Genomic DNA, 16,238 nt, shown 5'->3' with positions numbered 1-16,238 from the left:
ACCAGGACTGCACGCGCCTCAAGCGACCCGCCCGATTCCACAGTGACATTCTCACTGCAAACACCTCAACTAATGATAAAAAAAATTAAGCCGCCCAGCCCTAAGGCTGGGCGGCCATTCAGGAATCCCTACGGGACGGCCAAGATCTCTGTATCAGGGTGGAACAAATCATGCCCTGGGCTTTCCATTCGCCGTACAGCCTCGGCTATTCGATGGTTTCCATTAATGACCTCCCCATCCCCGAGGATGACGCTGCCCCCAAGCTCATCTGGATTGTTGATCGAGGCCAGCAAGCGCTCATCATCCATCCCACGCGTATTTGCCAGCTTATCAGCATCACCCAGATCCGGAGTCTTCATATCCTTCAGATCTCCGAGCCTCATCGGAACCCGCTTCGCGCGCATGGCTTCATCCGCTTTTTGCGCCTTGCTCTTGAACAGGTTGCTGAAGAAGCCACCGCCCTCAGGGCAGTTGTGGACGAGGACCGGCGTGGCACCTGCCAGCACATAGTACGTGTGGAGGTCCGCAACGCTGAGGTTGCGGGCTTCCTGCGGCTGGGTTTCGTAGTTGCGGGTGGCCTGGACGGTGAGGAGGGTTCCGTCCGCCGCGCGGAGTTGGTCGCCGATTCGGACGTCGGCGGCGTTGGTCCAGCGCTGGGTGGTCTCGTCCCAGAAGGGGTGGTGCTGGGTCGAGGTGATGGTGGCGGGCGACTTCGCCTCGGCGGCGAGAGTCAGGTCCGTGAACTGCCGGTCGTCGGGGGTGACGATGGTGGCGGTGACGGGTTCGGCGCTGGTGGTGTCGGTTTGGGGATCGGTGGACAGGACGTTGTCGCCCTGTTTGACGTCCTTGATGGGTTTGGTGCTGCCGTCGGCGAGTAGGACGGGTGTGTCGGGTTTGAAGCTGTTCTTCCCGCCGATCAGGCAGCTGCCGGCGATCTGCTCGGCTTCGCGGGCTGCCTTGGACTCGGCACGCCAGGCCTTGAAGCCGTCGTAGAGCTCGCTGGCGAGGCGCTTGATGGTCTTGGCAAGTTCCAGGGCCTTGCCCCAGTGAAGGGCGTACTTCTTGGCGATCTTGGCGAGCGGGCCGCCGCCGATGAGGCTGGTGGCGACGTTGAGGACGGTTTCCCCGCAGGCTCCGAGGTCGCCCTTGGTGACGCAGTCGAAGGCGTCGGTGATGCCGAGCTCGTCAGCGGCGATCTTGGCCAGCTGCTTGCCGGCGCCCAGCACCTTGTCCTTGGCCTGGCCCTCCTTCTGGTGGGCAGCTTCGACCCTCTGCTTCGCGGCTTCGGCCCTGCGCGCGCTCTCCTCGGCCTGCTCGATCGCGGCGATCTGATCGACGTGCTCGGCGACCCAGGTCACCGCCGCGACAACTGCGGTGACGGCCGGCTGGAAGAGGGTGGAGACGGACCACAGGCCACTGGGGTCAGAGCGGTTGACGGGGTCGTTGTTGCTGTAGGAGTAGCCGTTCCACTGCTGGGGGTCGGACCGGTCGAGGACGGGGTCGAGGCTGAGGAACCGTCCGGTGGTGGGTTGGTACTGCCGGGCACCGAGGTTGGTGAGACCGGTGACGTCGTCCTTGGTTCCGCCGACGAAGCCCTTGTCCCCGGCCCAGGAGCTGGGCTGGGTGCCGCGCGGGTTGCCGAACGGGTCGCTGGGTCGGCGGTATTCGGTCAGGGTTGCGGAGTCGATGCCCAGAACACCGGTGCCGTGGTGGTCGGCGATCTGGTACATGAGCTTGCCGCCGCCCTGGCGGACCAGGGTGGTGCCACCGGGAAGGTCGTAGTAGCGGGCGCCGGTGAGCTGCTTGGTGTTGGTGTCGAAGCTGAGCTCGTCGCCCCCGATGCTGATGGTGGTCTTGCCGGGGTTGCGGCGCAGGAGCTGGTTGCCGCCGGCGTCGTACAGATAGGTGGTGGTGCCGGCGCCGGTCTTGGCGAGCGCGTCGAGCCGGTCCTCTCCGTTCCAGGCGAGGGTGGCGGTGCCGTTGGTGTCGGTGATGGCGGTGGTGCGGCCGGACGCGTCGTACTGGGTGGTGCTGACGGTCGGCGTGCTGCCGCCCGTTGTGCTGGTGGAGCTCAGAAGGGCGTGCGGCCCACCGGTGCCGCCACCGCTGTTGGGCGCGCCGGTCGGGGCGTTGCGGGTGCCGGCGGACGGGAAGGTCTGGGTGACCGTGGTGTCCTTGGCGGTGTCGCCGGCGGGGTCGTGGGCGACGAGCTGGGTGCGGTTGCCCGTCAGGTCGTACTGGTAGGTCTGCCAGTAGGGCGCATAGCCGCCGACAGTGGTCCGGGTGGGTACCTGGGCGCCGCTGGTGGGCGTGGAGTTGACGCAGGCCCCCTGGCCTCCGACGGCCGGGTTGGGTGCCTGGTCAAGGCGTCCGGTGTCGGTCCACGCGGTGGTCAGCCGACCGAGGTAGTCGTAGTTGAAGCACTGCAGGTCGGTGGCGTTCGGGGTGTTGTCAGGGGTGGTGCGGATCGCCGTGACACGGCCGGCCTGGTTGTAGGCGTAGGTGGTGTTCTGGACGGTACCGGTGGTCGAGGTCTGCTTGTCGACGTACTGGTTGAGGATGCGGCCGGTCGGCTCGTCGTAGGTGTTGGTGGTGACGACCTGGGTGCCCCACGGGTTCATCGTGGTGCGGATGTTGCGGCCGTAGGCGTCGTAGTCCGACTGGAGGTCGTACGTCTTGCCGCCGAGCGCGCCGACCTTGGAGAGCAGTCCGTAGACCTCGTAGGTGTAGACGAGGGTCTCGGAGTAGACGTCGCCGACGGTCGGGCGGGTCTCCTCGGTCTTCGCCCCGGTGATCGGGTCGTACTTGGCGCTGGTGGTGTAGGTGACGGGGCCGGTCTGGCCGATCTCGCTGCCGGGGATCGTCAGGGTGGTCCTGGTCGGCCGGTAATCGGTGTCCAGCGAGACCACCGCGCTGGTGTAGGCGGCGCCGTTGGCCCCGCCGACGTAGCGGGTGGAGCTGGCCGGCTGGCCCTTGGCGACGGTGTCGTAGGTGTAGCCCGTCAGCTGGTTCGCCGGGCTGACCGTGCTGTTGAAGGTGCCGGTCTTGCGACCGAGCAGGTCGTAGGTGCTGGCGATGGTCTGGCCGCTGGCGTTCGTCGTGGAGGCGACGCGCCCCGCGGTGTCGTACGCGGTGGAGCTGTTGCCGGCGTCCGGGTCGCTGGTCCCGGTCGGCCGTCCACGTTGGTCGTAGGTGTAGGACCAGGTGTTGCCCGCGGCATCGGTGCGGGAGGTTTCCTGGCCGGCCGGGTTGAGGGCGTAGGCGGTGACGTCCGCGTCAGCGGTGTTGCCGGTGGCGACGGGCGTCCTGTACTGCCACAGCTGGGTCGTGCGGCCGCGGGCGTCGGTGACGGTGGTGGTCGGCGTCGCGCCCGCGGGCGGGGTGACGTCGGTGCGGTCCGCGCCCGGGTAGGACGTGGTGGTGGTGCTCTGCGCCACGCCGTAGGCGCGGAACTGGACGCTGGTGGGGCGCCCCTTACCGTCGAAGACGGTGTAGGTCTGGTTGGGGACCTTGGCGTCGTCCGGTTCGAACCGCGTGGCCGTGGGACCGGCCTGGTCGTTGTAGTAGGTGTTGTTGACGCGGTTGGCGCGGCCCTGGGAGTCGTAGTAGGTGTCGGTGATCATCCGGCCGTGGTAGGCGGAGATCGCCGGGTCGGCCTGGGTCTGCACGACGCGGGCCAACCCGTCCATGATCTGGATGGACTGCTGGTAGCTGCTGTTGGCACGCAGAGTGCCGGAGGTGACAGTGCTGGGAGCACTGTTGTCGATCGCGTAGTTGAAGGTGTGGTTCGGCTTGTCGCTGGTCGTGCGCCCGGCGAGCCAGACGGCGGTGAGGCGGCCGAGGGCGTCGTAGGCCTGGGTGACGGTGCGCCCGTTGGTGTCGGTGCCGGTGACCGGCAGGGCTCGGGCGGGGTTGAGGGTCGCGGTGGAGACTCGGCCGGTGGCGGCGTCGGGGGCGCCGGCGGGTGCCGGCGAGGTGATCGTCGTCGCGTTGGGCAACTCGCCGGGGTTGGCGGAGCCGTAGACCGTGGTGGTGGCCGCGCCGTTGGGGTGGGCGGAGTCGGTGGTGGTGGGGTCGGTGACGGTGACGGCGCGCCCGTAGACGTCGTAGGTGCTGGCACCGGTGGTGGTCCACTGGGCGTTGCCGGAGCCGTCGTACCTCTCCAGGACCTGGATGCTGCTCGCCTCGCCCTTGTCGCCGGCGCTGCCGAAGTCCGCGCCGTCGAAAATGGTGCGCGTGCCGGTGACGGTGTTGGCGGCCGTGGCGGTAGCGGTGCAGGCGTCGGGGCCGGAGACCGTGAGGGCCTGGGAGACCAGCCCGGTCATCACCGGATTGGTACCCGTGGCGTACGTGGTGCGGGCGCAGACGTCCGGGGTGCCGTCGGCCTGGTTGAGCACGGTGACGGGCCGGTTGGCGTGCGCGGGGTCGGTGGTGGTGGTGTCGGTGGTGGTGCGCCAAGTACCGTCGGCCTTGAGGGCCTTGGCCGTGACGACGTTCGTGGTCGAGGTGTAGCGCGCGACGAGGTCGGGCAGGCCTGCGCCACGCGCGTGGGTCGCTGTGGGGGCCGGGCCCGAGCTGGTGCTGACACTGAATGCGACCGGGTCACTCGCTCCGGCCTGGGCGTAGGTGTCCGATTCCAGCACCTGGCCGGAGAGCCAGTCACTGTCGGTGACCGGGCCGCTCATGGGGCCGGCGATCTTGCGGGGGGAGCGCACGGCGCCGGAAGCGGTGATGTCACCGTCCATGCCCTGGTAGTAGGTGGTCGACTTCTGGCCCTGGACGCCGTCCTTTCCGGTGCCGGTCACGGTGGTCACCGTGGCGAAACCCCGGAAGTCGTCCCAGGTACGGTCCTTCGCGTCGACGAACCGGCCGTCGTTGCGGTGCCAGGCGGCGTCGCCGTAGGTGTAGGTGGTGGTCTGCGGGAGCGCGCCCTTGACGAGGTCGGAGCGCGGGTCGACGGTGATCGTCTTGACCGGGTAGCGCAGGAACCAGTCGTCGACCGGGTCGGTGTCAGGTGTCGAGTTGGGTCCGTACCACTTGACGTTGAAGCAGGCACGCTTGTTGTCGTCCGCCGACGTCGGCATCACCCCGTCCTTGCGGGAGCAGGACGCCTGGTAGTAGTCGACGTTGATCGCGCCGCCGGTCTCCGTGGTCACCGAGGCGATGCGCGGCCGGTTGTAGTCGGGGCGGGAAGGACCTGCGCCGTCCACGCGGTTGGGCAGCAGGATGTCGGTGAAGGTGACGGCCGGAAGGACGACCGGCGCCTGGCCGTTGAAGTTGTCCTTGGCGGTGCGCTGGACGGAGGCCAGCCACGGGACCGCGGTGTTCTCGGTGGTGTTCTGGACCAGCTTGAAGGCGTGGCTGAGCGCGTAGGAGTCGACGTCGCGGTAGCCGTTGCCGGAACGGATCTGGGTGGTGATGGTGTTCAGCCACTTCGTGGTGAAGTAGCTGGGCCCGTAGTTGGCGCAGACGTCGGACTGCGCGCACTGCTTGTCCATGGGGACGTCGGGCCAGTTCACGGCGTTGGCGGCCGTGCGCTGGGCCGGGTCGCAGGCGGAGGTGCCGGTGACGCAGCGCTCGCCGGAGTCGAAGAGGATCCGGGAGGCGGGCTGGTAGCCGCCGTTGGCGTTCAGCTGGTCGGACAGCAGCTGCCCGTAGCCGATCGAGGCCACGACGCCGCCGCGGGTGTAGGCGGCGTTGGTGCCGCTGCCCTTGTTCTGGCCGCCGCCGCGCGCGTAGTAGTTGGTCTCGGGCGTGTAGCCGTAGGTGGTGAGGTTGCCGTTGGCATCGACGACGTAGTCGAGGTTCCAGCGCCACGCCGTCTGGCACCACGAGTCCTTGCCCTTGCCCGCGTCGTAGCAGGGGTCGCCGTTGTTGGGCGAGTAGACCGGTACGGTCCAGGCGGAGTTGGCGTCCGGGCCGATCGTGGTGGGGGCGCCGCTCGCGGAGGGCAGGTGGTTCAGGCCGAAGTAGTAGGCGACACCGGCGGCATCGGTCAGCTTGATGTAGGAGCCGTTCCAGGTCCCGTTGGTGGCTCCCGTCAGGAACTCGATCTTGCTGCCGTCGTCGGTCCTGAGCCGCCAGGTGCACTTGGACTGCTCGTCCGTGCCTGCGGCGTTCACGCATGAGACGTCGTCGGGCACCAGCTCACCGGAGTGGCCGGCGAGCGAGATGGTGAGGTTGGCTTCGCCCCAGCACTGGTCGCCGGAGCCGGTGATGCCGTCCTTGGAACAGGGGCGGAAGGAGCGTTCGACGAAGCCCGGGCTGTAGTCCCAGCCGTCGCCGATCCAGGAGGCCTGGGAGTTCGTCGACGAGGTCTTGCCGTCGACCGCGGCCGAGCTGTACCCCAGTGCGATCTTCGGCGCGGCGCCTCCGATGCTCGGGGGCGATTGCACGGGGTAGCTGTAGTTGAAGGCACCCGAAGCGTCGCCGGCCGTCCAGGACTGGCTCGGCGAGAGGCTGGTGGCGCTGTAGGTGCCGGCGCCGCCGGTGGCCGGGGCGTCGGCGGCGAGCACCGTCGGCGCGGCCGCGGTGTCGGCGGCGGCGGTGACTCCGGTGCGGAACGCGGCCTGGGTCACCCCGGTCCGCGGGGCGGCCGGGGTGGTCGCGGCGGCCGCCAGGTCGACGTCGGCGACCAGCTTCATGGACTGGGCGTCGTAGTGCGACTCGACGGGCTTGCGCTCCAGGCATCCCTTGACCTGCGGCGTGGTCAGCGAGCAGCCGGGCAGGGTGTACAGGCGGGCGCGCTGGGACCAGTCGCCACCGAGCCCTGCCCCGAAGGCGGAGGCGTCCAGGCTGACCCTGAGCTTGGTCGCGTTCGACGGGTCCGTCGGGGTGAGCGCCACCAGGTTGGTGCGGGATCCCGCGGACGCGGCGGTGTTCGCGTCGGTGACCTCGACGTGCACCGAGGGTTTGGTGCCTGGCACGACGGACGTGCCGTCCTTCGCGGACCCCTGGCTCTCGGCGGCAGCCACGGGTGCCAGCCACACCGGGAGGGTGCCCGCCTTGGTGGCGATTCCGGCGGACGGTTCGACCAGCGGCTTCCCGCTCTCGTCGAGCCTGGCCGCCTTGCTGCCCGCCGGCGGTTCGGTCGTCAGCTGGACGGTGGACGAGCCATGAGGAGCGGCCACCGGAGATTTCGGCGGCGCCCAGTCAGGCGTCGCCACTCGATTCGGAGAAGAGCCCGTCGGCGTGGCGTTCTTGCCGCTGACGGACGGGGTCGATGGCAGCGGCGTGCTCTGCGGCGACCAGATCTTGTTCTCGTCCGCACCAACGGCGAATGCCGGCGCGCCCGCGGCCGGCAGGAGAAGTCCGGCCACCAGAGCCAGCGTGCTGACCAGGGCTGTTCGGGGATGTCTCGCTTGTTGGGCGGCCCCTCCCCTGGTCGAGCGAGTACGACGGATGAACGCCACTAATACCCCCGGAGGAATGACCATGCCCCCAGGCACGGAACGGGCAATAAACCTCGGTGACTTTACGAACTTGTCGACATCACCGTCGAGCCGAAGATGAAGATTCCATTAGTGGCGAAGATCACGATGGTTGACAAACCGTCAGTTCGGCACGTCAAGTCGGACATAACGTCAGGCAACGATTTGACCAACCTTCACCACATGGCCGAAATTGTGCCTGTCCTGTGCGCATTGTCCGAACCCGGCTGTGTCCGCACCAACCATCACTTCCGGGGGAGGCCCCGTCATGCCCGAAAGCCCGCCGAGAGCACGCACGAGAACACGGGGACGGGGCGGTTCACGGCTGCGTCTCGCCGCCGTCACGACCGGATTCGTCCTGGCGCTGTCCTCCGCGATACCCGCGGCCTTCGCCAACACCGCCCCGAGCGGCACCGACGCCAAGAGCCTGGCCGAACTCATGGCGGCGGCGGATACCGCGCACGCCAAGGAGCGTCCGACGGACCGGACGGCCGACGACCCCGTCTTCGCCCAGGCCAAGTCGAGCGGCAAGAACGTCCTGATCGACCGTCTGACCACGGAGTTCACCGAGACCTACGCCACCCCGGACGGCAAGCTGCAGCAGTCGCGCCACCCGCAGCAGCAGCGGTTGAAGACCGGCGACGGCCAGTGGCACCCGCTGGACGCCACGCTGGCCGCGCGACCGGGCGGCGGCTTCGCCCCCAAGGCCACCCCGTCCGGCGTGGTCCTGTCGGGCGGTGGAGACGGACCGCTGGCCACCATGACCAGCACGGACGGAAAGAAGCTGGCGCTGACCGCGCCGTTCCCGCTGCCCGCACCGCAGATCCAGGGCGACAGCCTGCTCTATCCGGCGGTCCTCGGAGCCGACACCGACCTGAAGGTCACCGTCGGCAAGAACGGCAGCGTCAGCACCGTACTGATCGTCAAGACGGCGGCCGCAGCCGCGAACCCGGCTCTGAAGAACCTTCACTTCGGCACCGTCACGGACGGGGTCACGATCACGTCCGACGCGAACCACGACCTGACCGCCTCCGCCCCCGACGGTCCCCGCTGGCACGCCCCCGCACCCCGCATGTGGGACAGCACCCCGACGACTGGCACGCCACAGACCCCTGCCACCTCTGCCCCGGGCAGCACTTCGGGCGTCAAGGCCGCCAGTTTCCGGGCCGTGGCCGCACCCGCGACCGACGCGACGACCTCACCGTCACCGGCCCCCGGCGCCTCCTCCGGCTCGGGCGGACGGGACGTGGTTCCCCCGGTGAGCACCGCGGCGGCACCGGGCGCCGGCGCGAAGGTCGCGACGATGCCCGTGGCCACCACGTCCTCCGGCATCGACCTCACTCCGGACCAGAACATCCTCGCCACGGGCACCGCCCCGTACTTCATCGACCCCGCCTGGATCCCCTGGGCCAACGGCAGCTACGGCTCCACCTTCGTCCAGTCCGCACACACCGGCGCGACGCACTACAACGTCAACGGTTCGGCGGACAGCGACCACCTGGGCGTCGGCAAATGCGGAAGCTACCCGAACGCGCCCAGCTGCAACCCGGCCGACATCGAGCGGGCCTACTTCCAGATCGACACCCGCGGTCTGAACGGTGCGGCCATCAACTCCGCGCGTCTGGACTTCGCCGAGTACATCTCCGCCGACTGGGACTGCAACAAGACCTACGGTGTCGACCTGTACCTGGTCGACCGCCCCATCGGCACCGGCACCAACTGGGACAACCGGCCGCAGCCCGTCGGCGGTCCGATCGAGACCGCCCAGGTCTCCGGCTCCGGCCGCAGCGGCTGCCACGACAACGTCCCGGTGACGTTCTGGAACGTCGGGCCGACCGTGGCCAAGTGGGTGAACGAGCCCTGGCTCACCTTCGGTCTCCAGGCCTCCGACGAGAACAACGCCTACGCGTTCAAGCGCTTCGACTACGGGGCCACGCTCACCGTCACCTACGACCGCACCCCCAACACTCCCAGCAACCCCTACACCTACCCGGTCCCCCACACCGCCGACCCCGCCCGCCAGACGCAGGGCTGCAACGGCGCCGACTGGGGCTGGCTCGGTGCCGGTTCGGACCTCAACGGCGCCGTCACCCTCAACGCCACCGTCAGCAGCCCCGTCCAGGGCCAGCTCTACTCCTGGTCCCACATCTGGGACTACACCGTCTCCGGCGTACCCGACGTCGACAGCGGCTACTCGCCCCTCGTCAACAACGGCAGCAACGCCCCCTTCACCGTCAATCCGAGCGTCATCAAGGACGGCCACCTCTACGGCTACGGCATCATGGCCAGCGACCAGCTGGTCGGCCTCTCCGCCTCCACCCCCACCTGCCGCTTCGGTGTCGACCTGACCCCGCCGCAGGTCTCCGTTCCCGGCGTCTACGACAAGCTCTCCGACAACGCGCTCGCCACCCAGTTCCCGCCGTCCGGCAACGGGCAGACCACCAAGGTCCGCACGTGGCAGACCGGATACATCCCCGTCACCGTCACCGACCCCGCCCCCAACGGCGGCGTCGCCTCCGGAGTGAAGTGCCTTCGCTCGGGCTGGGACCCGCAGCTCGCCGGCTCCAACTGGCAGTGCGGCTCCGCCATGCCCACCGGCGGCATTCCGGTCATGGCCGGCCGATGGGGCACCAACATCTACTACATCCAGGCCGAGGACGACGCCGGAAACGTCTCCCCGATCACCCAGTACGCCTTCTACGTGCCCTGGAACCCCGACGGTCCGCCGCCGGTCTTCGGCGACATCACCGGTGACGGCGCTCCCGACATCGTCACGTACGACCAGGGCGGCAACCTCCGCGCCTACAACGTGCCCGGCAACTCCCTCGCCAAGAGCCCCACCGCGGCCCTGGCGGCACTGCCGGCCGACTCCCCGACCGGCAGCTGGGCCAAGGGCGTCCAGTTCACCCACCGCGGCACCCTGACCGGCGGGAAGAACGTCGACGACCTCATCGTCCACCCGGCGGGCAACAAGGACATCTACCTCTACGGCAACCCCGGCAACACCGGCTACGCCGGCCGCTTCGACAGCAAGGCGACGCTCACCAAGCCCGCCTGCAGCGACGCCGCCAACCCCCCGCCGCAGTGCGCGCCCGGCGCATACGCCGCCGACTGGTCCACTACCCTCCAGGTCGCCTCGCTCGGCGACCCCGCACACAGCGACCTCGACACCAAGCTCCAGTTCAAGAACCAGACCGGCCTGCTCACCACCGAGAGCACCGGCAACGGCTCCGACGCCGCCCTGTGGTTCTACCCGGCCACCGGCGCCCAGACCCTCGGCGCCCCGGTGCAGCTGGCGGCCTCCGGCTGGAAGGACCTCGAACTGATCACCCCCGGTGACTGGGCCGGCCAGGGCCACCCGGGCCTGTGGACCCGCAACCGCCTTACCGGCGACCTGCGCGCCTACACCCTCACCACCGGCACCTACGCCCCGACCCACGACGGCGAGCCCGTCCGGGACGAGTCCGGCAACCCGATCAGCGTCCCGACGGTGACCACGATCTCCGCCGCCATCCCGCTCGGCAACGTCCCCGTCGCGGGCTGGCCGGTGCTCGGCTCCGACGGTGACCTGACCGGAAACGGCGCGCCCGCCCTGTGGGGCCGCACTCCTGACGGCCAGATCCAGATCTGGTGGGGCCACCGCAGCGGCGACACCGCCAACCCCACCTTCACCTGGGACGCCGGTCCCCAGAACGCCGCCAGCTCCGCCGTCACCCCGAGCTGGTGGGCGCTGGACGGCAGGACCGACAAGATCGTCGACAGCAGCACCGCCAACCCGCTGAGCCCCAGCGGCAGCCCCACCCGCACCGCTGACCACAACGGCGTGGCCGGCGCGGCCACCGCCCTCAACGGCAGCAGCTATTTCAAGTCCCAGCAGAGCCCCGGCATCGACACCACGCACAGCTACAGCGTCTCCGCCTGGGCCAAGATCAACAACACCAACGGCTTCCGCACCATCGTCTCCCAGACCGGCAACCAGCGGAGCCCGTTCTACCTCCAGTACTCCGCCTCCTACGGCCGGTGGTCGTTCACCCTCGCCGGCGAGGACCACTACCCGCCGGCCAAGTACTACACGGTGAACGACTACGCACCGCCTCAGGTCGGCGCCTGGACCCACCTGGTCGGCACCTACAACGCCGACACCCAGGCCATCACCCTGTACGTCAACGGCCAAGCCGCCGGCACCACCAAGGTCGACCCCGACTGGCACGGCTGGACAACCAACGGGCCGCTCACCATCGGCGCCGAAACCACGTTCCAGCTTCCCGACGTCGCCGGACTCGACGGCGCGGTCAGCGACGTCCGCCTCTACCCGTACGCCCTCACCGACCAGCAGGCCAACAACCTCGCCACCGCCAACGCCAGCGTCCACGTCCAGAACGCCTTCGCCTCCGGCAAGTGCGTCGACGACTGGGGCGGCGGCTCAACCGGCGCGGTGATCGCCATCTACGACTGCTGGAACGGCAACAACCAGCACTTCACCTTCACCCCCGACAACACCATGACCGTCGACGGCAAGTGCGTCGGCACCCAGGACAACGCCACCGGCAACGGAACCAAGATCGTCCTGCGCGACTGCAACCCCACCGAAGGCGGCCAGCAATGGCTGCGCCGCTACGACGGCACCATCTACAACCCGCAGTCCGGTCGATGCCTCGAACTCCCCAGCGGAGCCACGAACAACGGCACCCAGCTCGACATCTCGGACTGCCAGGGCGGAACCAACCAGCGCTGGATCTACACAGCGCAGACGACCAGCTCGTAGACACGACCCACTCCAAAGGGCCGGTGGGCCCCACCACTCGGTGGGGCCCACCGGCCTTGTGCCGCTCTTCAGCCTGCCGTCAGCGGAGTCCACGAGCCACCAATGCCACTCACACCTATGACTTCGTCGGCCACAGCACTTCCTGCAGCCTGTCGTACGGAAGCGGCATACCCTCCACCACCTTCCACCTCCGCACGCCGGTCAACGGCATGTGGGCAGCGGCATACCCTCCACCACCTTCCACCTCCGCACGCCGGTCAACGGCATGTGGGCGTGCGACGTCCCCCGCGGCTGGACCTACAGCGCCACCACCTCGAACCTGGACTGCGCCAGCATCCAGGGCGCGACGACCACCAAGTTCCGCCTGGTCGGCTGAGTCCGAGCAGAACCCGTGGAACAGGCGGGCGCCTCGGCCGCAGCCGGGGCGCCCGCCCCGCCCCGCTGCGGGCGGCTGTGCGGCCAGCCTGCGGCAATGCCGTACGGGCTCAACGACGTCATTGGAGGTTTCGACCTGCTCAGGAGCCGGATTGCCGGGAGGTGCAGCCACTCGCCATCTGCAAGACCTGCATCCCGAACGCGGTCCGCTGCCACGGGAGGAGGCCGTGGCCCGGCCGCGGACCTGGGCCGTGACCAGGACACGGGCCGCCGAGGCCGTTGATCGGTCACGTGATCGATCGATTCATGAGGACCTCGATCGACTCAACGGCCGCCAGGCCGGCCCGGTGCGCCGGGCGGAGGACGGCTGCTCAGCGGGCGGGTGCTACCAGTTGGCCCAGGGGAGGTTCCAGCCTCCGAGGCCGTTGTCGGGGGCGACGGTCTTCTTCTTGGTGTTCACGACCGTGACGACGTCGCCGATCAGCGAGCTGTTGAAGAACGACCCTGCGGGGGAGGTGTCGCTGCCGCCCTCCACGTCCTTGAGCGAGACGCAGCCGTGGCTGGTGTTGGCGTTGCCGAACGGGTCGCCCTTGTACCAGTAGTTCCCGTGGAGGTAGGTGCCGCTCCTCGTCAGCCGCATCGCGTGCGGGGCGGCGGGGATGTTGTACTCGTCGCCCAGGCCGACGGTCTGTGAGTTCATGTGGGTGACCTTCTCCTTGGACATGATGACCATGGTCCCGCCCCAGGAGGGATGCTCGTCGTCACCGAGGGTGGCGGGCACGGTGGTGGACCTGCCGTCCCGCACGATCGTCATCCGGTGCGTGGCAGCGTCCGCGGTGGAGACCTGGGACCGGCCGATGGTGAACGGTTCGTCCTTGTCGACGTCGCCCCACACACCGGGGGCGACTTCGACGTTCTTCAGCCGGTAGTGGATGGTGACCTTGGTGTTCGGCTTCCAGTAGTCCGCCGGGCGGAAGTCGATCCGGTTGTCGTCGAACCAGTGACCCTTCACCTCCGTCCCGTTGTCCGTTTCGAAGGTGATGGCCTTGGCGACGGCGTCCTTGTTCACGATCCCGCTGCTGAAGTCCACCTTGACGATCATGCCCACGCCGTAGGTCTGGCCGTCAGCGATGTTGTCGTTGGTGGACACCTGCTTGCCGGGCGAAGCGGTGGTGAAGGCGCTGGTGACCGCGGCGACCAGACCCTCGGGGTCCTTGGCCTGGGCGTTCACCGTGTACGCCGCGCCGGGGGCGAGCGCGGCGGCGGGCTTCCAGCCGGTGCCGTCCGCCGTGATCGAGCCCTGGACGGGCCTGCCGTCCTTGTCGGTCACGTCGACGGCGGTGAGCTTGCCGTGGGACACCGACACCTGGAGCGCGGTCGGTGCGACTCCCCGGGCCCCGTCCTTCGGCTCCACGTCCAGCACGGCGGTCGACGTCCTCGGCGCGGCCGTGGCCGCCGTGCCGCCGGGGGCGCCGGGCGTGGCGGAGGTGGCGGAGGTGACGGGGCCGGCGGCGTCAGCGCCCTTGCCCTGGCCGTCGCCGTCGCCGCAGGCCGCGGACATCAGCAGGACCCCGCCCACCGCCAGTGCCACCGCACCGCGGTGGAATCGGTCGTTGGTGCGTATCGCGGCCCGGGCCGCCCGAACAGTGCTCACAGTTGCTCCCTCTAGGTGTTCGCCGTCAGCTTGTGCGCCGGTTCGTCCCAGCAGCAACGGTGGGCCGGCGATCTGGGACGCGGGGACGCCTCTACCCTGTTTGAGCTGGGAAGACGTAACCTTCCTGGGACGCGCCGGCAGGGGCTCGGGATGGCGCGGCCGGTGCCGCCGCCGACCTCGGGGGAACCGTGAGACGGTCTGCGGCGTGCTTGTCTGCCGGAGCTCACGTCGGGTCGGCGTCCCGGCGATCCGGTTGCCGGCGACGGGCCGGATCACCGCGGCGGTAGCTCCGAGGGGGTTCGCGAGCGGGTGGAGGAATCAGTGCTGGAGGGGACCGGGGAGTTGAGGGAGGCACAGGAGATCGCACGGCTGCTCCAGGAACTGAAGAGCCGTTCGGGTCTCAGTTACGGCGCGCTGGCGAAGCGGCTGCACGTGAGCACGTCGGCGTTGCACCGCTACTGCACCGGCGACGTGATGCCGGTGGAATTCGATCCGCTGGAGCGCCTCGCGCGGTTGTGCCGGGCGACACCGGAGGAGCGCACCGAGCTCTACCGGCTGTGGGTCGTCGCCCACACGTCGCGGGGGAACCGGCAGGCGTCCGCACCCGCCCCCGCGCCGAAGGCCCCGCCAGCGGTTCCGGTGACGGCACCGGAAACGGAAGCGGCACCGGAAACGGTTCCGGTTCCCGAACCGGAACCAGACGCGCGACCGGCCGCCGAAGGCGTCGTGGAGGTCGGGACGGCCGCCCCTGCGCGTACCCCCGCCGTGCCGTCACGGCGGCGAGTACGCCGGGGCTCACTCGCCGCCGTGACGGCCGCCGCGGTGCTCGCCGCCCTCGGGGTCGTCGCCATCGGGCTCAAGACTCACCCGGGCGGTGACCCCACGTCCGCTCCGGCCCCGGCGGCGGACGCCGGGCCGTCCGCCGGATCCCCGACCCCGCTCTCTCCCCCCGGCGCCGCGCCGGTCGCCGCCGACGTGACCCCGTCGGCGCCGCCCGGCGCCGCGGACCAGGGTGCGAGTGCCCCGATCACCGTCACGGTCCGCCCGTCCCGCTGGGACGCCCCCGAGTGCGACAAGTACGTGGTCGACCGCCCGCCGTCGGAAGTCCCCCGTCCGCCCGCGGTGGTGGACGTCCCCGCCTGGGCCGCCAAGCTCGGCGCGGTCCCCGGCCATTACCAGTCGATCGAGCTCACCGTGCAGGGCATCGGCAGCGACACCGTCGTGCTGACCGCGCTCAACGTCCGCATCGCCCGGATCGCGGCCCCGCTGGCCTGGAACGCCTACTCCATGGGCGAGGGCTGCGGCGGCGGAGTCGACGTCCACTCGTTCGACCTCGACCTGGACGCGGCCCGCCCCCGTCCGGTCGTGCCCGAGGGCAGCACCGGCCTGCCGGTCAAGGTGAGCGAGCGGGATCCGGAGGTCATCGAGGTCAACGCCGAGACCACCTCACACGACGTCAGCTGGTACCTGGAACTGGAGTGGTCCAGCGGCAACCGGACGGGCACGCTGCCCATCGGCGTCCGTGACGGCGCGCCCTTCCGTACCAGCGCGGTCAAGGGCCGGCCGCTGTTCAGCTACCCGACCGGCGGGAAGGCCTGGGAACCGAGCCCCTTCCAGCAGTGACGGGACGTCCTCCGCCGACCGGTCGGCGGAGGACGTCCACCCGCGCCTGCCGGGCGTCCGGGCGTCGGCGTCGGGGGCAGGCGGGAGCACATCGGACGCCTCACGCTGTGCTCGAGCCCCGCATGAGGCGGTCCGCGGTCTGCGGGCGGACCGTCCGCACACGCCCGGTGGGTGGGCGTCATCCACACCGGTCCGTCATATCGGTCCGTGACCGGTGCCCGGGACTTCGCCGCCGCTCGCAGGCCGATGGTCCGTGCCCGCTTTCGCGTGGTGGGGTGCAAGGCGCGAACCCCGGAGTCCGCGCTCGTTCCGGCCCGCCGAGGTCTCCGGGATCCAATCCACTACGCCACTCGGCTACGAATCGGCTCGTGACCGTACCGCGGCGTGGGAT

Annotated in this window: 5 protein-coding genes; 3 read left to right on the top strand and 2 right to left on the bottom strand. The window is 69.7% G+C overall.

What is annotated here, in order from left to right:
- Positions 1–128: 128 nt before the first annotated feature.
- Entirely contained in the window at positions 129–7,130 is a 7,002-nt protein-coding gene (locus ACIRYZ_RS21535; protein WP_402946354.1) for a polymorphic toxin-type HINT domain-containing protein, read from the bottom strand.
- 568 nt (positions 7,131–7,698) lie between these two features.
- Between ACIRYZ_RS21535 and ACIRYZ_RS21530 the strand changes: the two genes are divergently transcribed.
- The gene (locus ACIRYZ_RS21530) at positions 7,699–12,195 is read left to right on the top strand and encodes a LamG-like jellyroll fold domain-containing protein (RefSeq protein ID WP_402946352.1); all 4,497 of its coding nucleotides are present in this window, start codon (positions 7,699–7,701) and stop codon (positions 12,193–12,195) included.
- 211 nt (positions 12,196–12,406) lie between these two features.
- Positions 12,407–12,571, top strand: a complete 165-nt coding sequence (locus tag ACIRYZ_RS21525; protein WP_402946350.1) for a hypothetical protein — start codon at positions 12,407–12,409, stop codon at positions 12,569–12,571.
- A gap of 384 nt (positions 12,572–12,955) precedes the next feature.
- On the opposite strand, the gene ACIRYZ_RS21520 is transcribed toward ACIRYZ_RS21525, so the two are convergent.
- Complete coding sequence (locus tag ACIRYZ_RS21520) at positions 12,956–14,224, bottom strand: Ig-like domain-containing protein (RefSeq protein ID WP_402946348.1); 1,269 nt, start codon at positions 14,222–14,224, stop codon at positions 12,956–12,958.
- A 321-nt stretch (positions 14,225–14,545) separates the two neighbouring features.
- Here ACIRYZ_RS21520 and ACIRYZ_RS21515 point away from each other — a divergent pair, with 321 nt between their 5' ends.
- Positions 14,546–15,847, top strand: coding sequence for a helix-turn-helix domain-containing protein (locus tag ACIRYZ_RS21515; protein WP_402946346.1), 1,302 nt, complete (start codon positions 14,546–14,548; stop codon positions 15,845–15,847).
- Positions 15,848–16,238: the final 391 nt, after the last annotated feature.

This window comes from Kitasatospora sp. NPDC101155, assembly GCF_044768305.1.
Taxonomy (GTDB): Bacteria; Actinomycetota; Actinomycetes; order Streptomycetales; family Streptomycetaceae; genus Kitasatospora.
The sequence above is the reverse complement of the archived record's forward strand: the minus strand, read 5'-3'. Positions and strand labels throughout refer to the sequence as shown.